The 20,702-nt window shown below is 68.6% G+C and carries 20 protein-coding genes; 4 read left to right on the forward strand and 16 right to left on the reverse strand.

Features of this window, described 5'->3' with window-relative positions:
* Positions 1–12 precede the first annotated feature (12 nt).
* From LDO27_RS06270 to LDO27_RS06320, 11 genes are all read right to left on the reverse strand, one after another.
* The gene (locus LDO27_RS06270; RefSeq protein ID WP_222204560.1) at positions 13–909 is read right to left on the reverse strand and encodes a carbohydrate ABC transporter permease; all 897 of its coding nucleotides are present in this window, start codon (positions 907–909) and stop codon (positions 13–15) included.
* The gene (locus tag LDO27_RS06275) at positions 893–1,825 is read right to left on the reverse strand and encodes a carbohydrate ABC transporter permease (RefSeq protein WP_224040402.1); all 933 of its coding nucleotides are present in this window, start codon (positions 1,823–1,825) and stop codon (positions 893–895) included. The genes LDO27_RS06270 and LDO27_RS06275 overlap by 17 nt, the downstream gene beginning before the upstream one ends.
* Complete coding sequence (locus LDO27_RS06280) at positions 1,825–3,228, reverse strand: ABC transporter substrate-binding protein (RefSeq protein ID WP_224040404.1); 1,404 nt, start codon at positions 3,226–3,228, stop codon at positions 1,825–1,827. Before LDO27_RS06280 ends, LDO27_RS06275 begins: the two co-directional genes overlap by 1 nt.
* A 19-nt stretch (positions 3,229–3,247) precedes the next feature.
* Positions 3,248–4,177: a TauD/TfdA dioxygenase family protein gene (locus LDO27_RS06285; RefSeq protein WP_224040406.1), complete on the reverse strand. Its 930-nt coding sequence runs from the start codon at positions 4,175–4,177 to the stop codon at positions 3,248–3,250.
* Between the two features lie 126 nt (positions 4,178–4,303).
* Positions 4,304–5,470 (reverse strand): ABC transporter permease, encoded by a 1,167-nt coding sequence (locus LDO27_RS06290; protein ID WP_224040407.1) that lies wholly within the window; start codon positions 5,468–5,470, stop codon positions 4,304–4,306.
* Positions 5,471–5,483: 13 nt separating this feature from the next.
* Complete coding sequence (locus tag LDO27_RS06295) at positions 5,484–6,638, reverse strand: ABC transporter permease (protein ID WP_222204549.1); 1,155 nt, start codon at positions 6,636–6,638, stop codon at positions 5,484–5,486.
* A 37-nt stretch (positions 6,639–6,675) separates the two neighbouring features.
* Entirely contained in the window at positions 6,676–7,377 is a 702-nt protein-coding gene (locus tag LDO27_RS06300) for an ABC transporter ATP-binding protein (RefSeq protein ID WP_222204548.1), read from the reverse strand.
* Position 7,378: 1 nt separating this feature from the next.
* Entirely contained in the window at positions 7,379–8,587 is a 1,209-nt protein-coding gene (locus LDO27_RS06305) for an efflux RND transporter periplasmic adaptor subunit (RefSeq protein WP_224040409.1), read from the reverse strand.
* Positions 8,588–8,910: 323 nt separating this feature from the next.
* Positions 8,911–9,909, reverse strand: a complete 999-nt coding sequence (locus LDO27_RS06310; protein WP_224040411.1) for a D-2-hydroxyacid dehydrogenase — start codon at positions 9,907–9,909, stop codon at positions 8,911–8,913.
* Positions 9,910–9,911: 2 nt separating this feature from the next.
* Complete coding sequence (locus tag LDO27_RS06315) at positions 9,912–10,922, reverse strand: Bug family tripartite tricarboxylate transporter substrate binding protein (RefSeq protein WP_224040413.1); 1,011 nt, start codon at positions 10,920–10,922, stop codon at positions 9,912–9,914.
* Positions 10,923–11,039: 117 nt separating this feature from the next.
* On the reverse strand, positions 11,040–11,828 hold the full coding sequence (locus LDO27_RS06320; protein WP_222204539.1) for a class II aldolase/adducin family protein: 789 nt from the start codon (positions 11,826–11,828) through the stop codon (positions 11,040–11,042).
* Between the two features lie 236 nt (positions 11,829–12,064).
* On the opposite strand from LDO27_RS06320, the gene LDO27_RS06325 reads away from it, so the two are divergent.
* Positions 12,065–12,976: a helix-turn-helix transcriptional regulator gene (locus tag LDO27_RS06325; RefSeq protein WP_224040415.1), complete on the forward strand. Its 912-nt coding sequence runs from the start codon at positions 12,065–12,067 to the stop codon at positions 12,974–12,976.
* Here LDO27_RS06325 and LDO27_RS06330 read toward each other — a convergent pair.
* Entirely contained in the window at positions 12,918–13,505 is a 588-nt protein-coding gene (locus tag LDO27_RS06330) for a LysE family translocator (protein WP_224040834.1), read from the reverse strand. The genes LDO27_RS06325 and LDO27_RS06330 overlap by 59 nt on opposite strands.
* 305 nt (positions 13,506–13,810) lie before the next feature.
* Here LDO27_RS06330 and LDO27_RS06335 point away from each other — a divergent pair, with 305 nt between their 5' ends.
* Entirely contained in the window at positions 13,811–14,992 is a 1,182-nt protein-coding gene (locus LDO27_RS06335) for a methyl-accepting chemotaxis protein (protein ID WP_222204535.1), read from the forward strand.
* A 216-nt stretch (positions 14,993–15,208) separates the two neighbouring features.
* Here the strand turns inward: LDO27_RS06335 and LDO27_RS06340 are convergent, their stop codons facing one another.
* From LDO27_RS06340 to LDO27_RS06350, 3 genes are all read right to left on the reverse strand, one after another.
* A complete protein-coding gene (locus LDO27_RS06340; RefSeq protein ID WP_224040417.1) occupies positions 15,209–16,192 on the reverse strand; it encodes a Bug family tripartite tricarboxylate transporter substrate binding protein in 984 nt (327 codons plus the stop codon).
* 131 nt (positions 16,193–16,323) lie between these two features.
* Complete coding sequence (locus tag LDO27_RS06345; RefSeq protein WP_224040419.1) at positions 16,324–17,661, reverse strand: sensor histidine kinase; 1,338 nt, start codon at positions 17,659–17,661, stop codon at positions 16,324–16,326.
* Positions 17,658–18,404: a response regulator gene (locus LDO27_RS06350; protein WP_224040421.1), complete on the reverse strand. Its 747-nt coding sequence runs from the start codon at positions 18,402–18,404 to the stop codon at positions 17,658–17,660. Before LDO27_RS06350 ends, LDO27_RS06345 begins: the two co-directional genes overlap by 4 nt.
* Positions 18,405–18,687: 283 nt before the next feature.
* Between LDO27_RS06350 and LDO27_RS06355 the strand changes: the two genes are divergently transcribed.
* A complete protein-coding gene (locus LDO27_RS06355; protein WP_224040423.1) occupies positions 18,688–19,398 on the forward strand; it encodes a cytochrome c biogenesis CcdA family protein in 711 nt (236 codons plus the stop codon).
* A 4-nt stretch (positions 19,399–19,402) separates the two neighbouring features.
* Positions 19,403–19,942 carry a thioredoxin family protein gene (locus tag LDO27_RS06360; protein WP_224040425.1) on the forward strand — a complete coding sequence of 180 codons (540 nt, stop codon included), beginning with the start codon at positions 19,403–19,405 and terminating at the stop codon, positions 19,940–19,942.
* Between the two features lie 66 nt (positions 19,943–20,008).
* On the opposite strand, the gene LDO27_RS06365 is transcribed toward LDO27_RS06360, so the two are convergent.
* Complete coding sequence (locus LDO27_RS06365) at positions 20,009–20,653, reverse strand: HD domain-containing protein (RefSeq protein WP_224040427.1); 645 nt, start codon at positions 20,651–20,653, stop codon at positions 20,009–20,011.
* Positions 20,654–20,702 lie beyond the last annotated feature (49 nt).

Raw genomic sequence — 20,702 nt, forward strand, 5'->3', positions numbered from 1 at the left:
CGCCGGCGTGGCTCAGTCCTTGACGCCGCCCGCGGTGAGCCCGCGCACCAGGTACTTGCGCACCAGCATCGTGAAGACGACCACCGGCAGCATCACCAGCGTGCCGCCCGCGGCGATCTTGGTCCACTCCCAGCCTTCGTACTGCAGGAAATTGACGATGGCCACCGGCGCCGTCACCGCCTGCGTGCGCGTGAGGATCAGCGCATAGAAGAAGTCGTTCCACGAAAAGATGAAGCACAGCACCGCGGTCGCCGCGAGCCCCGGGGCGGTCAGTGGCAACGTCACGCGCCAGAACGCCGACCATACGCCGCAGCCATCGATCCATGCCGCCTCTTCCAGCGCCTGCGGCACGGCCTCGAAGAAGCCCTGCATCAGCCAGATCACCACGGCGAGATTGAAGGTCAGGTAGACCAGCGCCAGTCCCCACACCGTATCGAGCAGGCCCAGCCAGCGGTAGGCGAGAAAGAAGGGAATCGTGAACGCGATCGGCGGAGCCATGCGCGTCATCAAAATCCACAGCGCGACGCGGCGACGCGCGCGGAAGCGCCAGCGTGTCAACGCATAGGCCGCGGGCACGCCGAGCAGCAGCGACAGCACGGTGGACAGCCCGCTGACCAGCAGGCTGTTGCCGAACGAGCGCGCGAAATTGCCCTGCCACAACGCGCGGAAGGCCTCCAGCGTCGGGGCGAACAGCAGGCTGTCGTCGAACGCCGCTTCGGCGGGACGGAAGGCGATCTGCATCAGCCACAGGAAGGGAAACATCAGCACCAGCAGCAGCAGGAGCGCCAGTGCGGTGCGTGCATGCCGCCGCACCCATGACACCGCCCTTTGCCAGGGGCGCGTGGTGGCCTGCGCGCTATCGCTCCGGACCTCCCGCAGTTCGTCGAACGTACTAGTCGTCGCGCTCATTCGCATCGCTCCCTTTGAGGCAGCTGATCAGCCAGCTCAATGCAAAGACACCGGCCAGCATCACCACCGCGATCGCGCTGGCGTAGCCCCAGTAGGAAAAGTTGAACGCCTGGATGAAGCCGTAGAAGTTGGTGACCTCCGTGACCGTGCCCGGCCCGCCATTGGTCAGAACGTAGATCAGCGGGAACGCCTTGAAACTGTCGATCAGCCGGAACAGCGCGCACACCACCAGCACGGGCCGGATATGGGGCAGCACGATGAAGCGGAACAGTTGCCAGCGATTGGCGCCGTCGATGCGCGCGGCCTCCAGCGGATCGTCTGGAATCATCTGCAGCGCGGCCAGCACCATCAGCATCGTGAACGGAAACCACTGCCAGGTCTCGGCCACGCTGATCGCCCATAGCGCCGTATCCGGGTTGGCGATCAGCGAGCGCACCGGCAGGCCGAAGGCGTCGAGCGCGCGATGCAGCGGGCTCACGTCGGGCGTGTAGAGGATCTTCCAGATCAGGGCCACGACGATTGGCGGAAGCACCATCGGGATCAGGAACACGGAGCGGATTGCCGTCAACACGCGCGAGTGCGCGTTGAGCAGCAGCGCGATGGCCAGCCCCAACGCCAGTTGCAGCGTGACGCTGGACAGCGACAGCTTGACCTGCACCCACAGCGAGCCGGTGAAGCGCGGATCGTCGAGCAGCGCGCGGTAGTTGACCAGCGGATCGGCGAAGCGGAACGTCCCGGCGGCGTCCTGCAGATTCAGCGGCGTGAGGCTGACCACCAGCAGGGCTACCGCCGGCACGACAGTGATGGCGCCGAGCACCAGCAGCGCGGGAGCGAGCCCCAGCAGAAAGGCGCGGCGACGCTGCGCATCCCAGCCGCCGGCCGATGCGCCGGTACGAGTCAGGGCTTGTGTCGCCATCAGACCGCCACTCCCGCGCGCTTGAGCTCCGCGATGGTGGCGATCTGCGCCTGCTTCATCGCCCCGGCCGCACTCTGCTGTCCCGAGACGATCAGCTCGATGGCCTTGTTCAGTTGCTGGTCCACCTGCGGATAGACGGACACCGTGCGGTACTTCATGTAACCCAGCTTGCCCGAGAGCTCGATGGAGTCCGTGCACAGCTTCGCGATGTCATAGCCGTTGATCACCTGGCGCTTGCGGAACACCTCGGCATCGATGTCCGAGCGGCGCGACGGCGAGCCATAGCCGGCCGCGACGGCGCGCCGCGTGATGGCCTTCGAGGTGGCCCAGACGATGAACTGCCACGCCGCCTCCTTGTTCCGGCTGCCGACGGGGATGCCGTAGCCATGCACCGCCGTGCCGGGAAAGCGCCCCGCCGGCCCCTTTGGCACCAGCCCCCATGCGGCGGTCTGCACGGCCTTGCTGGAGGCCGGGTCGCCGACCTGCGACAGGTAGATCTGCCCGAGCGTGCTGAAATTGCTGCGGCCCGCCTTCAACGCCTGCACGGTCTGGTCCGGCGTATAGGACACCACGCCGTCGGGCCCGAACTCGCGCAGCAGGCGCGCGAAATAGTCGGCGGCGGCGATGGCCTCCGGGGAGTCGAGGGTGGGATAGAGATCGTCCGGCGCCTTGCGGAACACGTCCCCACCGAACGCATGCAGGTACGGCGGGAAAGTCCAGCCGTAGTGGTTGTCGGTCACGAAGCCCGCCACGCGCTCCTTGCGGTTGACGGCCTTGAGCACTTTGACCAGATCGTCGGTCGTATCGGGGTAGGCCAGGCCCTCTCCCTTGACCAGATCGAAGCGCGACGAGGCGCTGATGGTGACCTCGGCCGTCCACGGAATGCCGTACAGCCTGCCGTCCCGGCCCGTCTCCGGCGCCCGCGCGCCCGCCAGGAAGTCCTGGAAATCGAAGTCAGCCGGCGTCTGCGCGCGATCGTCGAGAAAGCCGTTCAGGGGCGTGAGCCAGCCGGAATTGATCCAGCGGCTGGAATAGATGAAGGTGACGTTGACCACGTCGAAGCCTGCGCCCTTGGTGGACAGCTCCAGATCCACGCGCTGGTTGTACACCGGGAACGACGGCGTGTCGAAGTTCACCCGGATGCCCGTGTGCGCCTCGAACTCCGGCAGCCACTGGCGCAGCAGCTTCTGGTAGGGCGCGCTGAAGGCGGACACGTTGAGCGTGACGCCGGCGAACTTCTTCGCGCCCTGCGCGAAGGCCGGCGCGCCGAGCAGCGTGCCGGCGCCGAGCGCCGCGCCGGCGCGCAGCACGCGGCGGCGGCCCGCGTCGGGGGTTGGACCTGTGGCTGGTCGAAGTTCGGGATGGATGGCGGCGTCGGTGATGAGGGGGCCCGCGGTTGTCATGTCGCTGCGATCTCCGGTATCACTGCGCCGCGGCGGCGGTCAGGTCGACACTGCGCCGGCCATCCACGCTCACCGGCACATCGCCACTGACGGTCACGCGCCGCACCACGCGGTGCGCGTCGCCATAGTCGTTGAGCGCATAGTGCTGCGTGGCGCGGTTGTCCCAGATCGCCACGTCGCCCTGCGACCAGCGCCAGCGCACCGTGTTCTCCAGCCGCACCACGCGGCTTTGCAGGATGTCGAACAGGTGGCGCGACTCGCTGGTGGACAGCCGGGCCAGCCGTTTGACGAAGTGCCCCAGCATCAGCGCGCGCTCGCCGGTCTCCGGGTGCACGCGCACGACCGGATGCTCGGCCTCGATCACCGTGCGCGTGAAGATCGCCCGGTACTGTCTGCGCCCGGCTGTCTCCTGTGCGCTCGCGCCCTCGCTGACGCGGCTCTCCGCATAGTCGAAATCGTTGCCGTGAATGGCCCACAGCCGGTCGGCGATCGCCTTCAGCTCGTCCGGCAGTCCTTCGTAAGCGGCCACCGTGTTGGCCCAGACGGTGTCGCCGCCCAGCGGCGGCAGCACCACCGCCCGCAGGATGCAGACCTTGGGCGGCGCGACGCGGAAGGTCACATCGGTGTGCCAGGAATCGGCGCGGCCGCCGTGGCGCGAGTCCAGCTCCAGGAAGCGCGTGCCATCCGGCGCGGGCACGGTGGGATGCGGCTCGATTTCGCCCCACAGGCGGCCGAAGGCTTCGTGTCCGGCATCGTCCAGATGCTGTTGCCCGCGCAGGAACAGCACGCGGTGGCGCAGCAGCGCGGCCTTCAGCGCCGCGAGCGTGCTCGGCGCGAGCGATCCCGACAGCCGCAGGCCACGGACCTCGGCGCCCAGGCGCGGTGACAGCGGGGCGAGGTCCAGCTCGGTGGACGTGGCGTCGGTGCGATCCTGAATGACGGTACTCATCGTTTCTCCGTGGCGATGGATGGGGATGCACGATCTTATGCAGCCATCGCCGCGGCGCGAACGAAGGATTCCGTCTGTGGTTATGCAGGCCCGCCGGCTATCGATCGGCGGTTTCGTGGAGGGCGCCTAGTGCGCGCGCAGCGCATCGACGATGCTCAGGCGCGAGGCACGCAGCGCCGGCAGGAAGCCGCCTACCAGCCCCATCACCATCGAGAAGGCGAGCGTCTTGACCACCACCGAAGGGGTCAGCACGAAGCGGAACGACAGGTCCGAGAAGGTCTGGAAGTTGGTGGTGGAGAACGAGGAAAACTGCATCAGCGACGCGAACGCCAGGCCGGCGATGCCGCCCACCAGCCCCAGCAACAGGGCTTCGAGCAGGAAGGCGCTCAGTACGTTGGTGCGCTTGAAGCCCAGCGCCCGCAGCGTGCCGATCTCCGCCACGCGGTTGGCCACCGAGGCGTACATGGTGATCATGGCGCCGATCATCGCGGCGATCGAGAAGATGATGGACAGCGTAAGGCCCAGGATATTGATGAAGGTGGAGAGCGCCTTGGACTGGTCGCTGTAGAAGACCTGCTCGCGCTTGGCCTCGTCCGCCAGGCGCGGATCGACGTCGATATCCGCCTTGAAGCGCTCGAACAGGTCGCCGCGCGCGAGGCGCACCACCATCGACGAATAGCTGTTGCGGCGGAACGCCTGCATCAGCTGGTCGACATCGCCCCAGATCTCGGAATCGAAGCCGCTGCCCCCGGCGTCGAAGTGCCCGACCACCGTCCACTCGCGCTGCGCGAAACGCAGCCGCTCGCCGATGCGCACTCCGCTGAAGCCCTTGGCGATGCTGGTACCGACGATGATCTCGGACGCGCCCGGCCGGAACGTGCGTCCCTGCACGATGCGTATCTGCGGTCGCAGCGTCAAACCCATCGGGGACACCCCGCGGATGACCACGTTGGCCGGCTTGTCGACGCTGGTCTTGGTCAGGGAGATCAGCACCACCGCCTCCTTCGAGGCCATGGGCCGTCCGTCGGCGCCCACGGCCACGGCCGGATGCATCTCCAGCACGCTCGCCTGGTCGCGCGCCACCGAGCTTTGCACCTCGGTCTCCGCGCCCTTGCGGATCACCACCACGTTGTCGTGCTCGCCGGTGGTGACCAGCGTCCGCTTCAGGCCCGCGTCCAGCATCAGCATCGTGGCAAAGACGAACACCACCAGCGCGAGCCCGCCAGCGGTCAGGGCCGTGGTCAGCCGCCTGGCCCACAGGTTGCGGGCGATATAGGTCAGCGGAATCGCCATGCGCGCCCTCCGGCTAGCCGATGGCCCGCAGGCCCTCGACGATGCGCACGCGCGCGGCCTGCACCGCCGGCACGATCCCCGCAGCGATACCGACCGCCAGCGCGCACGCCGCCTGCAACTGCATGGTCTGCGGCGACACGCTGAATACGGGGAACACGCCGCCCACCGCGTCCTTGAACAGCGCCGCGACGGGCGGTGTGGCCAGCATGCCCAGCGCGCCGCCGATCAGGCTGATGGCCACGGACTCCCCGAACATCAGCAGCGCCAGGAAACCGGGCCCGAAGCCGAGCGCTTTCAGCGTGGCGTACTCCACCGTGCGCTCGCGCGCGCTCATCGCCATGGCGTTGGCCATCACGGCCATGATGATGACGATCACCACGTACGCCACCACGCGGATCGCCGCGATGATCTGGTTGGACATGGCAACGAAGCCGAGCTGGAACGCCTGTTCGGTCTCCGTCAGCGTCTCGGCCAACGAGTTCTTGAAGACCCCGTCCACGCGGCGGGATACCGCCGCGGCCTCGTCCGGGTTGTCCACACCGACGATAAAGACGCCCACCTGGTCGGCCTGGCGCGAGGTCCGCTTGCGGATGCTTTCGTTCAGGTACTCCCAATGGAACACCATCTGTCTGGTGATCACGCTCTCGTCGCGGCCATCCATGATGCCGCGCACCACGAACTCCCACGTGCCCGGATAGATGGTCCCCTTGAGCGGAATCACGTCGCCCACCTTGAAGCCGTACTGGTCGGCCAGCTGCCGGCCCACCAGCGTGCCGCGGCGGTCGCGCTGGTAGTCGCTGCGCTGCTGTGCCGGCACGATGTACTCGGGATAGAGGTCCAGGTAGTTGTCCGACACCGCGAACTGCGCGAAGAAGTTCTTCGGGTCGCGGTAGGTGCCGCCGAACCAGTTCGAGCGCGCCACCATCGTCACGCCGTCCACGCCGCGGATGCGCTGCTCGTAGCTCAGCGGCAGCGGGAACACCAGCGAAATCGCGTTGCGCGTGACCAGCCGCGCGTTGGAGGCCGCGGCCGCGCCCGCATACCAGGCATCGACCACGGTGCGCAGCAGCCCGAAGGCCAGCACCGCGACCACCAGGCCCACGACGGTGAGCGCCGTGCGCAGCTTGTGGCGCAGCGCATTGCGCAGGATCAGTTTGATCACGAACATGGCGGGCCTCGTTGCGGCGCGTGCGGCGTGCCGACCGTCACGCCATCGCGGCACGGTTGCCGCGGGACAGCTCGCCCTTTTCCAGATGGACGAGCGACTTCGCCGCGGTGGCCGCATGCGCGTCGTGGGTCACCATGACGATGGTCGTGCCCAGTTCGGTGTTCAGCCGCTGCATCATCGCGAGAATCTCCGTGGCCGAGGCGCGGTCGAGGTCGCCCGTGGGCTCGTCCGCCACGATCAGCGTCGGATCGGTGATCAGCGCCCGGGCGATGGCGACGCGCTGCTGCTGCCCGCCGGAGAGCTCGGACGGGTAGTGGCTCATGCGGTCGGCCAGGTTGACCATGCCGAGCACCAGTTCGACACGCTCGCGCCGTTCCGCGCGGCCGAGGCGGGTGAGCATCAGCGGCAGCTCCACGTTTTCGTAGGCCGTGAGCACCGGCATCAGGTTGTAGAACTGGAAGATGAAGCCGACATTGGCGGCGCGCCAGTCGGCCAGCTCGGCCTCCCCCAGCCGCGTGGTATCGACGCCGGCGACCAGCAGTTCGCCGCTGTCGGGACGGTCGATGCCGGCGATCAGATTGAGCAGCGTGCTTTTCCCCGATCCGGATGGCCCCATCAGCGCGATAAAGTCGCCCTCGGCGATATCCAGCGTGATGTCCGTGAGCACCGGCACGGTCTGGGCCCCCCGCCGGTACGACTTGGCGACGTGACGGATCTGGACCAGCGGGGCGGCGGCCATGCTACGTCTTCGCCGGCGCGACCTTCACGCCGTCCCTGATCTTGTCGCCGGGCGCCCGCACCAGGACGTCGCCGGGCGCCACGCCGGTGATGGCGACCAGCTCGCCGAGCGTGGCGCCGGTCGTCACCGGCCGCTCGCTGGCGGTGCCGTCCTTGACCACGAACACCACCTTGCGGCCGTCGCGCTCGACCACGGCGGCCGGCTGCACCGCCACCACCGGCTTGCGGTCCTGCGCGGGCACCGGCTTGGACAGGAACGCCACCTTGGCGCTCATGTCCGGCAGCACGCGCGGGTCCCGGTCCACGAAGCGCACCTTGACCAGCACGGTCGCCTTGGAGCGGTCCACGGTCGGCACGATGCGCGAGACCTGCCCGGCGAGCCTGACCTCGGGCAGCGCGTCGAGCACGATCTCGCACGGCTGGTCCGCGGCGATGCGGGCGATATTGGATTCGGCCACGTCCGCCTCGACCTCGAGCGTCTCCATGTCGGCAATGGTGACGACGGCGCCCTTGGTATCCGCGGCGGAGGAGAACGGCGTGATGTTGTCGCCGACGTTGGCATGCTTTTCCAGCACCACGCCGTCGAACGGGGCGCGGATCACGGTCTGCGCGACAGCCACCTCGTCGGCCTTCGCATTGGCCTGCGCCGAGGTGATGGCGGCCGTGGTGCTGTTGATCTGGGCCTTCGCCTTGTTATAGCGGGCCTGGTCCGCCTCGAACTGGGCCCGCGAGATGGCCTGCGGCGCGAGGAGCGACTCGGAGCGCCGCAGGCTGGTCTCGGCCTCCTTCAGCTCCGCGACCTGCAGTTCGCGGTTGGCCTGCGCCACCTTGACCTGCGCCGACGCCTGGGCCAGCTGGGCCTCCACGTCGCGGCTCTCCAGCCGCGCGATGATCTCGTCCTTCTTGACCCGTGAGCCTTCGAGGACGCCGAGCCATTCCAGCCGGCCCTGCGCTTTCGAGGCGACCGCGGCCTTGCGCTGCGGCACGACGTAGCCGGTGGCGTTGAGCAGCGTGTAGTTCTGCGAGGGGTAGGCGGTGGTGACCGTGGTGGTTTCCACGGCTTGCGGGCCGGTCAGGCGCAATGCCACGACGGCGACGATCAGGATGAGGGCGAGGACGAGCGCGTAGCGCACCAGCCTGCGACGGCGCCGCGGCGGCGCGGTGCCCGGCCGGCGGTCGATTTTCAGCTTGGCCAGATCGTGTTCGGACAATTGCTTGACCCTTTATCCGGAGCAGGCGGTCCTGCCCGGCATCGGACGCTGGGCGCGCCCACGATGGCATGGCCTTGGCTACCACGTGCTGTACTGAGGGGGTGTCAGTATAGCGCTGGTGATGTTGCTCTTGGATTCGAGGGCCTGCAGTTCTGCGGGCGGTCGCCCTCACCCCCGCCCCTCTCCCGCTGGCGGGAGAGGGGCGAACACCCACCGCGGTTGCAAGTCCATTGCTCGGTTTGCTCCCCTCTCCCGCGCGCGCGAGAGGGGCCGGGGGTGAGGGTGAATGCCCGCAACTGCGATGCGCAGCAACCACCTCGCCGCTACCTCACCAGGTTGACCAACCCCTCCCCCGCCCGCCACCGCCGCAGGTTGTCCAGGAAGATCGCGAACACCCGCTCGGCGTTGCCATCGGAAAACCCCGCGCTATGGGGCGTCGCGATGACCGACTCCATCGTCCACAGCGGCGAATCCTCGGGCAGCGGCTCGTGCGCGAACACATCGAGATAGGCGCCGGCGAGCTTGCCGGCCCGCAGGGCCGCGATCAGTGCGGGCTCGTCCACCACCTCGCCGCGCGCGACGTTGACCAGATGCGCGTCCGGCGGCAGCAGCGCGAGCGCGGCGGCGTCCACGATCCCTCGCGTGCTGTCCGTCAGCGGGCACGCCAGCACCAGCCAGTCGGTGCGCGGCAGTACCGAGGCCAGGTCGTCGAAGGCCACGGTGTGCGCGCCCTCTACCCGTGCCTGCGCATTCTGCCGCACCACTACCAGATTCAGCCCGAGCATGCGCAGCACGTTGCCGATCTGCTGACCGATGGGTCCCCAGCCCACCACCGTCGCGGTCTGGCCGGCGAGATCGCGCGGCACGCCGCTGCCGATCAGCGGCGCCCACTTGCGCTGCCGCTGCGCCGCCATCAGGCGCGGAAAGCGCCGCGCGAGAGCCAGCACGCCGGCCAGCGCGGTCTGCGCCACCACGCCGGCGTTGGCGCCGGACGAGGTGGTCACGGCCACGCCCTGCTGGCGCAGCGCGACGAACACCGCGCGGTCGGCGCCGGCGGCATGCGTATGCGCCCAGCGCAGCCGCGGGCTGCCCAGCATGGCGTCGTAGAAGCGCTGCGTGTCCGGCAGGATTTCGTGCTTGGTCGACAAGCCCGTCACATCGCGCGAGACGAATGCGATGTCGGCATCCACCGCGGCATCGCCGGGACCTACCGGCACGAAGGCATCGTCGCCCAGTGCCTGCGCGATGCGCTCGCCGTAGCGCTGGCGCGCCGCGTCGGACAACAGGATGCGAGGGGATCCGCTTTGCGCCGCGTCCGCCATGCTCACTCCACCGACGCGCCGGATTCGCGCACCACCACCTTCCACTTGGCGTACTCCTTCTGCGTGAACTTGCCGAACTGCTCCGGCGTGCCGCCGATCGGATCGGCGCCCTCGCGGATCATCTGCTCCTGCAGTCCGGGCAGCGCCTCGTTGACGGCCTTGTTCAGCGTCATGATGATCGGCTGCGGCGTGCCCTTGGGCGCGAACACGCCGAACCACGAGCCGGCCTCGAAGCCCGGGAAGCCCTTCTCGGCCACCGTCGGCACGTCCGGCATCGACCGCGAGCGGCGCGGGCTGCTGACGGCGATCGCGCGCAGCTTGCCGGATTTGATATGGGCGATGACGGACGGAATGGTGGCGAACATGAACTGCACGCGTCCGGCGACAAGGTCGTTCAGCGCGTCCGCGCCCTTGTACGGAATATGGATCGCGTCGGCGCCGATGCGCTGCGACAGCATGAAGCTCGCCAGGTGCGACGAGGTGCCGACCCCGGTCGAGCTGTAGTTCAGCTTGCCGGCGTTGGCCTTGGCATAGGCGATGAACTCTTCCATCGTCTTGGCCGGCAACGACGGATGCACCACCAGCACGTTGGGCACGTCGGCGATCTGCACGACCGGCACCAGGTCCTTCAGCGGATCGTAGCCGAGCTTGCGGTAGAGCGACTGGTTCACCGCGATGGGGCCGACCGAGTTGATGATCAGCGTATAGCCATCGGCCGGGGACCGCACCACCATCTCGGTGCCGATATTGCCGCCGGCGCCAGGCCGGTTGTCGATCACGAACGACTGCTTGAAGCGCTGGCTCAGCGCATTGCCCACGCTGCGCGCCAGGATGTCCGTGGTGCCGCCCGCGCTGAACGCGACCACCACCTTGACCGGCTTGTTGGGATAGTCGCTCTGGGCGGCGGCGGCCAGCGGCCAGGCGGCCGCGATCAGGGCGAGGGCGGCGCCGGTGCGAAGGCGCGCGCGCGCAGCGGGGCGCACGCCAGCCCGGATGGTGGCGGGGGTGTTCATGGTTGTCTCCTCCGGGGGCGGGTCGTTGCCCGCCCTGTCATGGACTGGGGTAAGGATGGAAGGCGGCGGTGCCGATGTAGGGAAGGCGGCGCGTTGCTCGCGCCACCCGCCGCGTACTCAGTCGCGGAAGCTCGGGTCGATGCGATCGAGCTTGCGCAGCAGCGCCGGCCACTCCATGACGCCGTAGGGGCGTCGCGTGCCGGGCTGATAGTTGTTCCAGGTCTCTTGCAGGATGGCCGGGGCCACCTCGCGCAGCGGCGTGTTGCACGACATCGCGCCGATCTGCGCACGGCACGCCAGCTCCAGCCGGTGCATCCAGTTGAACGCCTCGCCCACCGTGTTGCCCACGGTCAGCGCGCCATGATTGCGCAGGATCAGCGCCTCGCCGGTGCCCAGGTCTTCGATCAGCGAGGCCTGTTCGGCGGTATCGAGCACCACGCCCTGGTAGTCGTGGTAGCCGATCTTCAGGAAGCGCATCGCGGTCTGCGTGATGGGCAGCAGGCCGCATTCGAGCGACGACACCGCCATCGAGGCCCAGCTATGGGTGTGGATCACGCAGGCGACTTCGGGACGCGCCTCGTGCACGGCGCTGTGAATCACGTAGCCGGCCTTGTTGATGCCGTAGTTCAGGTCGCCGAAGTCGGGCTTGGCGAGGATATTGCCGGCCACGTCGACCTTGATCAGGCTGGAGGCCGTGATCTCCTCGTACATCATGCCGTAGGCATTGATCAGGAAGGCGCCTTCTTCGCCGGGCACGCGGACCGAGATATGGTTGGCCATCATGTCGGCCATGCCGTACAGCTCGACCAGGCGGTAGCATGCGGCCAGGTCCACGCGGGCCTGCCATTCCTCGGGAGTGCACTGGTCCCGCATCGAGGCGATGCGCAGCGGCGAAGGTTGGGACATGTCTCTCTCCATGCAATCGTGGGGCATTGCCGTCGCAAGACGGCGCGGGCGCCCGGCAGGTGCCTCGCTTTTATCAGCTCACACTCTAGTCCAGGGGGTCGCCACGGAGCCAGCCCGGTTCGGACAAGAGGTGTTCAGCATTTGTAAACGGCGCCGGCCGGCGCGCCCCCGCGGGCGGTGGCGGCGACTGCCGCAGGGCACGCCCGCGACGATCGCGGCGCTGCTAGACTTCGCGAATGCCCGCCGCCACCCGCCACGACCCCGGCCCTTGCCCCGTTTCCGCCGCGCCCTCGTTCTGGCGCGACGACGCGCTGCCCTTTCTCGAAGGGCGCTCCATCCGGGACGGCGAGCACGTCTGCTACGACAGGCATGCCCACGAGACCTTCTCCATCGGCGTGGTCACCGGCGGCCAGAGTACCTATCTGAACGGAAGGGCCAGGCATCGGGTCGGCACGGGATGGGTCGTGGTGATGAATCCCAACGAGGTGCACGCGTGCAACCCGCTCGACGAGCGGCCGTGGTCCTACCGGATGGTCTATGCGGACGCCGGCTGGCTGGCCCGCCTCCAGCACGGGCTGGGTTTCAGCGCGAACCAGGACTTCCGGCCGTTCTCCACGCTGCTGAGCGCCGATCCGGCCCTGTTCGCCGAACTGAACGGCATGTATGGGACGCTGATCGATCCGAACGCGGAGCGGCTTGAGAAAGAAAGCGCGGCGGTGTCGTTCTTTACCGCCATGCAGCAGCGGCTGGACCCGGCGCCGTCGCCGGCGCGCGAGGCGGAACACCGGCTGGCCAGGGCTGCCGAATATATCGACGACAACTACACGCGGTCGCTGAAGCTGGCCGATATCTGCGCGGCCGCGGCATTGTCGGAGTCCTATCTGATCCGCGCTTTCAAGTCCCGCTACGGCATGACGCCGCACGCCTACGTGGTCAACCGCAGGGTGCAGTACAGCCGCGCGCAGCTGCGGCGGGGCAGGCCGATCGCGGCGATCGCGCTGGAGGCGGGGTTTTCAGACCAGGCGCACCTGCAGCGCGTCTTCAAGCGCATGGTGGCCGCGACGCCGGCGCAGTACCAGGCAACCGCGGTCAGGCCAGCAGCAGATACAGGGCGCTGGCGCCCAGCATCAGCGCCATCGCGCGGTTGAACAGGCGCACCCGCGCCGCATCGCTCAGGTAGTGGCGCAGGAAGGTGCCGGCATACGCCCAGCCGGCGATCGACGCGTAGCAGATCACGAAGTAGATGGCCGTGAACCGCCAGACCTGGGCGCCATCGCCATCGGCCGCATAGATCCCCATGCCGGCGACCGCCGCCAGCCACGCCTTCGGATTCAGCCACTGCATCGCCGCGCCATAGACGAACGACGGCCCCTTGTCGTCGTCCGCGTTGCGCACGTTGCCATCGTCCATCGCCAGCCGGTACGCCATGAACAGCAGGAAGGCGACACCGGCCCACTGGATGAAGCGCGCGAGGCCCGGCCAGTGGCGCAGCACCTCGTGCAGCCCCAGACCCGTCAACAGCAGCAGCACGCAGAAGCCCACCGTCGCCCCTGTGACATGCCGCAGGCTCGCCTTGAAGCCGTGCTGCGCGCCCGCGCTCAGCGCGACGAGGTTGACCGGCCCGGGCGAGATGGAAGCGGCCAGTGCAAAGGCCGCCATGGACAGCAATACGCTCAACGACACCATCGGTTCGCTCATTCAGGAAGAACACCGAGCGCCATGGTAGGAAGCGTCGGCCCCGCCGTATTGAACAAAACTGCCCTGCGCCACACCCCCTGTTAGCGGGGTGGCCGCCGCGCATTGCCGCGCGACATGGGGCAACCGGGCGGCCTCCGCGTTTACCCGCAGGCCCCTAAAGTCCCCTCGCGTAGTACCGTTAGACGCCCGAAGCGCCCAAAAAAGAGCCGCGGGCGGGAGCCTTTGCCAACGAAGCAGCATCGGCCGCCAGCGCCGGTGGTCCCTAGGGGAGCGGGAGAGAAATCATGAACTTCGGAAACTGGACGATCCGTGCCAAGCTCGGCGCGGGCTTCTGCGCGGTATGGCTGATCATGGCCATCGCCATCTATGTTGGCCTGAGCCATCTGCACGGCGCCGATGCCGCGGACGCGCGCAACCTGATGGTGGGCCTCGGCATCGGCGGCCTGGCGCTGGCCGTCGCGTTCGCGTATGGCCTCTCGCGCGGCATCCAGGGGCCGCTGGCCGAGGCGGTCTATATCGCCGAGACGGTCGCCGCCGGCGACCTGAGCCAGGAGTTCAAGACCGAGCACGGCGGCGAGTTCGGCCGCCTGCTGGGCGGACTGGGCGAGATGGAGGACATGCTGACCGACCTGGTCACCCGCATCAAGGCCTCGACCGACTCCATCACCACCGCGTCGCACCAGATCGCCGCGGGCAACAGCGACCTGTCGCAGCGCACGGAACAGCAGGCGGCGGCGTTGCAGGAAACGGCGTCCAGCATGGCGCAGCTCACCGCGATGGTGCAGCAGAACACCGAACGCGCGCGCGCCGCCAACGGCCTCGCGGCCAATGCCTCGGGCATCGCCGAGCGCGGCGGCGCGGTGGTCGGCAACGTGGTCAAGACCATGGACGCCATCAACGCCAGCTCGAAGAAGGTCACCGACATCATCGGCGTGATCGAAGGCATCGCCTTCCAGACCAATATCCTGGCGCTGAATGCGGCGGTGGAAGCCGCCCGCGCCGGCGAGCAGGGACGCGGCTTCGCCGTGGTGGCGGGCGAGGTGCGCACGCTGGCCCAGCGCAGCGCCGCGGCCGCCAAGGAAATCAAGGTGCTGATCGACGATTCGGCGCAGCAGGTCGAGAGCGGCTCGGCGCTGGTCGGCCAGGCGGGCCAGACCATGCACGACATCGTGGACGCGGTCCGCCGCGTCACTACGCTGCTGGCCGAGATCGCCGCCGCATCCGAGCAGCAGAGCAGCGGCATCGAGCAGGTCAACCACGCGGTGGGGCAGATGGATGGCGTCACGCAGCAGAATGCGGCGCTGGTTGAAGAAGCCGCGGCCGCGTCCAATGCGCTCGCGGATCAGGCGCGCCGCTTGCAGCGCGTGGTGGGGGAATTCAAGCTCGAGGCATCGGACGAACGCGCCGCGCCGGCTCGCGCGGTGGCGCATGGCGCCGGATCGTTTGCGAGGCTGAGCGCGCGTTGAAGCGACTAGCGGGCTGGCGCCCGCGCGGGGCCACCCATCGCATTGGTGAGGCGCTCATCCTCACCCCCGGCCCCTCTCCCGCTGGCGGGAGAGGGGAGAAAACAAATGGGGTTGGCAACGCTGCGGGTCCGCCCCATCTCCCGCGCGCGGGAGAGGGCCGGGCGTGAGGGGTGACCGCCCGCCATCCCACCACGGCCCGCGCGCCACCGCGCCAAATCAATCCACCGAAATATTGGCCGTGCGCGCCACCTTGCCGAAGCGCTCGTACTCCGACAACGTCAGCGACTGCAGTTCGGCCGCGCTGGAGCCCTTGGGATTGAAGCCCGCCTTGGCGAGCTTGTCCCGCACCTCCGGATTGGCGAGCGCCTCGACGAACGCCGCGTTCAGCGCCTGCAGCACGGGCGCGGGCAAGCCGGCGGGGCCATAGACGCCGAACCACGGTTCTACCGCATAGCCCTCCAGACCCGCCTCGGCCAGCGTCGGCACATCGGGCAGCGACGGCCAGCGCGTCTTGCCGGCCACCGCCAGCGCGCGCAGCTTGCCCGCCTGGATGTGGGGCAGCGACGCCGGCAGGTTGTCGAACATCACGTTGATATGGCCGCCCAGCAGGTCGTTGATCGCCGGGCTGCTGCCCTTGTAGGGCGCGTGCGTCAGATTGGTACCCGTGGCCTGCGCGAACATGACGCCGGCCAGATGCATCGACGTGCCGGCACCCGCGGTTGCGTACGTGAGGCCGGGATGCGTCTTCGCATAGCTGACCAGCTCCCGGACCGTCTTCACCGGAAAGCCCGCGCCCACTTCCAGCACGATGGTCGACGTCCCCAGCAGGCTCACCGCCGTGAAGTCCTTGCGCGGATCGAAGGGCACCGACCTGTAGATATGCGGGTTCAGCGCATTGGTGGAGATCGCTCCGAAGCCGATGGTGTAGCCGTCGGGCGCGGCCTTCGCCACCACATCCATGCCGATATTGCCGCCGGCACCGGGCCGGTTCTCGATCACCACCGGCTGGCCGAGCTTCTCGCCGACGCGCTGGCCGACGGTACGGGCGACCAGATCGGTGGTGCCGCCCGCCGCATAGGGAACGACGAAGCGGATCGGCTTGGCGGGGTAATCGGCGCCGATGGCGGGAGCAATCGCCGTGGCCGACAGGGCGGCAACGGCGATGCGCAACAGCGTGCGGCGGTGGGGGGATGGCGTCATGGATGTCTCCTGGTTTGGTTTGGTCTTGTCGTGGCTCTGCTGCGGATACGGTCCACCCGCAACGCCCGCCATCTTAGTCAAAGTGCGACCGGTGGTCACGGCAGAGCACTCGCCCACGATGCCTTGGGAGGCTATCCCGGCAACGACAACCGCGCCTCGAGCCCCCCACCCTCCCGGTTGGACAACGCCAGCGTCCCGCCCAGCGCATTGGCCAGCTGTTGCGCGATGGACAACCCCAGCCCCGTACCTCCCGTGCTGCGGTTCCGCGAATTCTCCACGCGATAGAACGGCTCCATCACGCGGGCCAGTTCCGCTTCGGGAATGCCGGGGCCGCGGTCGCGCACGGCAATGGTGATGCGGTTGTCCGGCTCGCGTGCCACCGCCACGGTCACCTCGTGGCCGAACTTCACGCCGTTGTCGATGAGGTTGGTGAGGATGCGGCGCAGCGCCTGGGGCCGCGTCATGATGGGGCCGCCGATCCGGCCTTCGAGCGACACGTTCTGGCCGGCATCCTGGTAGTCGCCCATCAGGCTGTCGAGCAGGGCGTCGGCGTCGACGCGCAGCGGCGTTTCGGCGCTGCCGTGCAGCGTGCGGGCGTAGGCCACGCCTTCGCGCACCAGGTGCTCCATCGCGACCAGGTCGCTGCGCAGCTTCTCCCGCGTGTCGCTGTCGTCCATCAGGTCCAGCCGCAGCCGCATGCGCGTGATGGGGGTCTGCAGATCGTGCGAAATGGCGGCGAGGATCTGCACGCGCTCGGTCAGGTAGCCGGCGATGCGCTGCTGCATGGCGTTGAAGGCCGCGGCCGCGCGGGCGACTTCCGTGGGGCCCGCCTCGGGCAGGCGCTCGGCCTTCAGATCCGGGCCCAGCGTTTCCGCGGCCTGGGCGAGACGCTTCAGCGGACGCGTGACGAGCCGCACGGCGAGCCAGCCGAACGCGGTGAGCAATACCAGCTGGATGACGAGCAGCACGGGCAGCCAGTCAGACAGGGCCATGGCGCGCGGCAGCACGTCGATGGTCAGCGGCATGCCGTCGTGCAGGCGCAGATGCACCTGCACATGCTCGCGCGGGCCGGGCACGGCGCTGACCGTGACGGGATAGCGGCCTTGCAGCGCATCGGTAATGGTGGCGGCCGCGCGCTGCGACCGCGCGCTGTCCGGCGGCGCGCCGGGCGTACCGGCATCGAGCAGGTAGCGATAGTTGCGGCGGGCGAGCAGGTCCAGCCAGCCGGCGCGCTCTTCCGCCGGCAGGCGGTCCAGGATGGCGACCGAGCTGGCGACGTCGCGCTCCAGGTTCCCCAGCATCACGGTGTTCTCGGCCTGCCGGCGCTCCATCACCACCAGGCTGAACGAGAGGCCCTGGGCTGCGGCGAGGCCGATCAGCAGGATCACCATCAGTCGCGCGAACAGGGTGCGCGGCCAGGCGCTCCATGCCGGCGCGGGCGCCGCGGCCACGGACATCGGCGCGTTCATGCGCGCTCCTCGCGGATCTCCACCGCCTGCGAGAAGACGTAGCCCTCGTTGCGCACGGTCTTGATGTAGCGCGGCTCACGCGCGTCGTCGCGCAGGCGCTGGCGCAGGCGGCTGACCATCAGGTCGATGGAGCGCTCGAACAGCTCGGCGTCGCGCCCCTGCGTCAGGTTCAGCAGCTGGTCGCGGTTCAGCACCCGCTGCGGATGGTCCAGAAACACGCGGAGCAGGCGGTATTCGGCGCCGCTCAGGGGCACGGCCACGTCGGTGTCGTCGATCAGGTGGCGCGCGGTGGTATCGAGCCGCCAAGGCCCGAAGGCGAGCACGGTCGCCGCCTCGGTCACGCGCAGGTTGGGCGGCAGCATGCGCGTGCGCCGCAGCACGGAGCGGATGCGCGCCAGCAGCTCGCGCGCGGCGAAAGGCTTGATCAGATAGTCGTCCGCGCCCATTTCCAGGCCGAGGATGCGGTCCGCCTCCTCGTTGCGGGCCGTGAGCATCAGCACCGGGATGGCCTTGCGGTCGGCCGCCCCCGCGCGCAGGTCGCGGCACAGGGCCAGGCCGTCTTCGCCCGGCAGCATCAGGTCCAGCACGATCAGGTCCACCGAGCCCTTGTCGAGCGCGGCACGCATCTCGCGGCCGTTGGCGGCGGTGGTCACGCGCATCTCGTTGCGCGTCAGATAGGCGGCCACCAGTTCGCGGATTTCGCGATCGTCGTCGACGATCAGGATGTGGTCGGGCTGTGTCATGCGGGCTCGGCAAGGAGTTGGAGGTTTCGGGACGGGCGGCAGGTCGGCAGGAGCCGCGTCACGGCACCGCGTTGACCGCATTGTGCGGGCGTTTCGGGGCCGCTTTGTATCGCAATGTATCGCCCGGCCGGGCGGACAAGAAACATTGCACATCGCCCGCCGGCCGAAATAAGCAGGATACGCGGCGGGACTGAAATGCGGCCATTGCCACTACGCCGGAGTCAGCCATGTCCCCTATCGCGCCCTTTCCCCATCCGCCGCTGCGCCAGCCGGGGAGCCCGTCATGACCGAACTGGTGCTCGCCGTGGTCGCCGGCATGCTGACCGTCGCCTCGCCCTGTGTGCTGCCCATCCTGCCCATGGTGCTGGGCTCGTCCATCGGGCAGGCGCATCCGTTGCGGCCGCTGTCCATCGTGCTGGGCTTCGTGGTCACTTTCGCGGCGCTGGGAATCGCCCTGGGCGCCTGGTCCAGCTCGCTGGGCGCGGCGCACGGGACCATCCGCAACGTAGCCATCCTGACCCTGCTGCTGACGGGGCTCATGCGGATCTGGCCGCAGCCCTATGACCGGCTGATGGCCCGCTTCGGCGGCGTCTGGAACCGGTTCGCCGACATCGGCAACCGCACCGGCGGCGGCCTGGCCGGTGGCGTGGTGCTCGGCATGACGCTCGGCGTCGTGTGGACGCCCTGCGCCGGTCCGGTGCTCGCCTCGATTCTGGCGCTGGTTGCCAAGGCCCAGGACCTGGACCGCGCGGCCGCGCTGCTCGCCGCCTTTGCCGTCGGCGCCGGCGTGCCGATGCTGCTGATCGCCCACGGCGGCCGCTTCATGTCCAACCGCGTGCGGCAGCTGTCCCGGCACACCCATCGCCTGCAACGGGGCTTTGGCGTGGCGGTGATCCTGATCGCCATCGCGATGTATTACCAGTACGACGCGCTCGCCGTCGCCTGGCTCACCGACTTCTTCCCCACCCTCAACACCGTTAGCACTGGAGCCTGACATCATGCCGAACTGGATTCGTAACTGTATCGCCGCCACCTGCCTCGCCGCCGCCGGTGCGGCCGGCGCCGCCAATGCCGCCACGGCCCCTGCGACCGGCAACTACGGCCCCGCCGCAGAATTCACCGGCATCGACCGCTGGCTGAACTCGCCGCCGCTGACGGTGGCCGGCCAGAAAGGCAAGGTCGTGCTGGTGGACTTCTGGACCTATACCTGCATCAACTGCATCCGCACGCTGCCGTACGTCAAGCAGTGGCACGAGCGCTACAAGGACAAGGGCCTGGTGGTGGTGGGCGTACACACGCCAGAATTTCCCTTCGAAAAGTCGACGGCGAACGTGGAGGCCGCGATCAAGCGCTTCGGCATCCGCTACCCGGTGGCGCAGGACAACGGCTACAAGACCTGGGACGCGTACCGCAACCAGTACTGGCCGGCGTTCTATCTGATCGACAAGAGCGGCAAGGTGGTCTACAAGCATTTCGGCGAGGGCCGGTATGCGGAAACCGAGGCCGTGATCCAGAAGCTGCTGGCCGAAGGTCAGTGACAACCCGCGGCGGCACCGAAGGCCCGTCCCGCTACATGTGGAGCGGGCCTTCGGTCCGGATACCGCTCAGATTTCGTCGCCGAACTCGGCGAGAAAGCGCTGCAGCCGCTCGTGCCGGACCTGCGCCATGCGCGCACCCGTCGCAGTTTGAAACCCCGACGTCAGCCCGAGCAGCTTGGTATGGAAGTGATCCACCGCGAAGCGCCTGTCGTCGTAGGGCCGCGCGGCGGCGTGGGGATCGGCCGGGTCGTACAGCGCGCTGCCCATGCGGCCCGCGACATAGAAGCAGCGAGCGATGCCGAGCGCGCCCACCGCGTCGAGCCGGTCGGCGTCCTGCAGCGTCTTCGCTTCGATGGTCAGCGGCGCGACACCGGCCGAGAAGCTGTGCGCCTCCACGGCATGGGCCACGGCGTCGATCTTCGCGCGTGGCCAGTTCAGGCCGGCCAGCACCTCGGCGGCCTTCTCGGCCGAGAGCCGCGACGCCTGGGCGCGCAGCGGGGAATCCTTCTCTACCTGCACGCAGTCGTGCAGGATGGTGGCGGCCAGCAGCACCTCGGCATCGCCGCCCTCTTCCGCCTGGATCGCGGCGGCGTTCTTCCACACGCGTTGCAGGTGCGCGAGGTCATGCGAGCCATCGGTGCCGGGGGCGATGGCCTCAGTGATCAAGGATTCGGCAAGTCGAGGATAGGGTGCAAAGGCGGGTGAGAGCATCAGGGCGGCCAGACAGGGACGAAAACATGGGGCTGTCAGCGATTATCCG

Source organism: Cupriavidus respiraculi, assembly GCF_914271545.1.
Lineage (GTDB): Bacteria > Pseudomonadota > Gammaproteobacteria > Burkholderiales > Burkholderiaceae > Cupriavidus > Cupriavidus respiraculi.

What these genes read in the sequence shown, in the direction of transcription:
- LDO27_RS06295 (WP_222204549.1), bottom strand. Translation starts at nt 6,638, where the DNA reads ATGTTCGTGATCAAACTGATCCTGCGCAATGCGCTGCGCCACAAGCTG.
- LDO27_RS06290 (WP_224040407.1), bottom strand. Translation starts at nt 5,470, where the DNA reads ATGGCGATTCCGCTGACCTATATCGCCCGCAACCTGTGGGCCAGGCGG.
- LDO27_RS06320 (WP_222204539.1), bottom strand. Translation starts at nt 11,828, where the DNA reads ATGTCCCAACCTTCGCCGCTGCGCATCGCCTCGATGCGGGACCAGTGC.
- LDO27_RS06340 (WP_224040417.1), bottom strand. Translation starts at nt 16,192, where the DNA reads ATGACGCCATCCCCCCACCGCCGCACGCTGTTGCGCATCGCCGTTGCC.
- LDO27_RS06365 (WP_224040427.1), bottom strand. Translation starts at nt 20,653, where the DNA reads ATGCTCTCACCCGCCTTTGCACCCTATCCTCGACTTGCCGAATCCTTG.
- LDO27_RS06345 (WP_224040419.1), bottom strand. Translation starts at nt 17,661, where the DNA reads ATGAACGCGCCGATGTCCGTGGCCGCGGCGCCCGCGCCGGCATGGAGC.
- LDO27_RS06360 (WP_224040425.1), top strand. Translation starts at nt 19,403, where the DNA reads ATGCCGAACTGGATTCGTAACTGTATCGCCGCCACCTGCCTCGCCGCC.
- LDO27_RS06270 (WP_222204560.1), bottom strand. Translation starts at nt 909, where the DNA reads ATGAGCGCGACGACTAGTACGTTCGACGAACTGCGGGAGGTCCGGAGC.
- LDO27_RS06335 (WP_222204535.1), top strand. Translation starts at nt 13,811, where the DNA reads ATGAACTTCGGAAACTGGACGATCCGTGCCAAGCTCGGCGCGGGCTTC.
- LDO27_RS06300 (WP_222204548.1), bottom strand. Translation starts at nt 7,377, where the DNA reads ATGGCCGCCGCCCCGCTGGTCCAGATCCGTCACGTCGCCAAGTCGTAC.
- LDO27_RS06315 (WP_224040413.1), bottom strand. Translation starts at nt 10,922, where the DNA reads ATGAACACCCCCGCCACCATCCGGGCTGGCGTGCGCCCCGCTGCGCGC.
- LDO27_RS06275 (WP_224040402.1), bottom strand. Translation starts at nt 1,825, where the DNA reads ATGGCGACACAAGCCCTGACTCGTACCGGCGCATCGGCCGGCGGCTGG.
- LDO27_RS06350 (WP_224040421.1), bottom strand. Translation starts at nt 18,404, where the DNA reads ATGACACAGCCCGACCACATCCTGATCGTCGACGACGATCGCGAAATC.
- LDO27_RS06355 (WP_224040423.1), top strand. Translation starts at nt 18,688, where the DNA reads ATGACCGAACTGGTGCTCGCCGTGGTCGCCGGCATGCTGACCGTCGCC.
- LDO27_RS06310 (WP_224040411.1), bottom strand. Translation starts at nt 9,909, where the DNA reads ATGGCGGACGCGGCGCAAAGCGGATCCCCTCGCATCCTGTTGTCCGAC.
- LDO27_RS06280 (WP_224040404.1), bottom strand. Translation starts at nt 3,228, where the DNA reads ATGACAACCGCGGGCCCCCTCATCACCGACGCCGCCATCCATCCCGAA.
- LDO27_RS06325 (WP_224040415.1), top strand. Translation starts at nt 12,065, where the DNA reads ATGCCCGCCGCCACCCGCCACGACCCCGGCCCTTGCCCCGTTTCCGCC.
- LDO27_RS06285 (WP_224040406.1), bottom strand. Translation starts at nt 4,177, where the DNA reads ATGAGTACCGTCATTCAGGATCGCACCGACGCCACGTCCACCGAGCTG.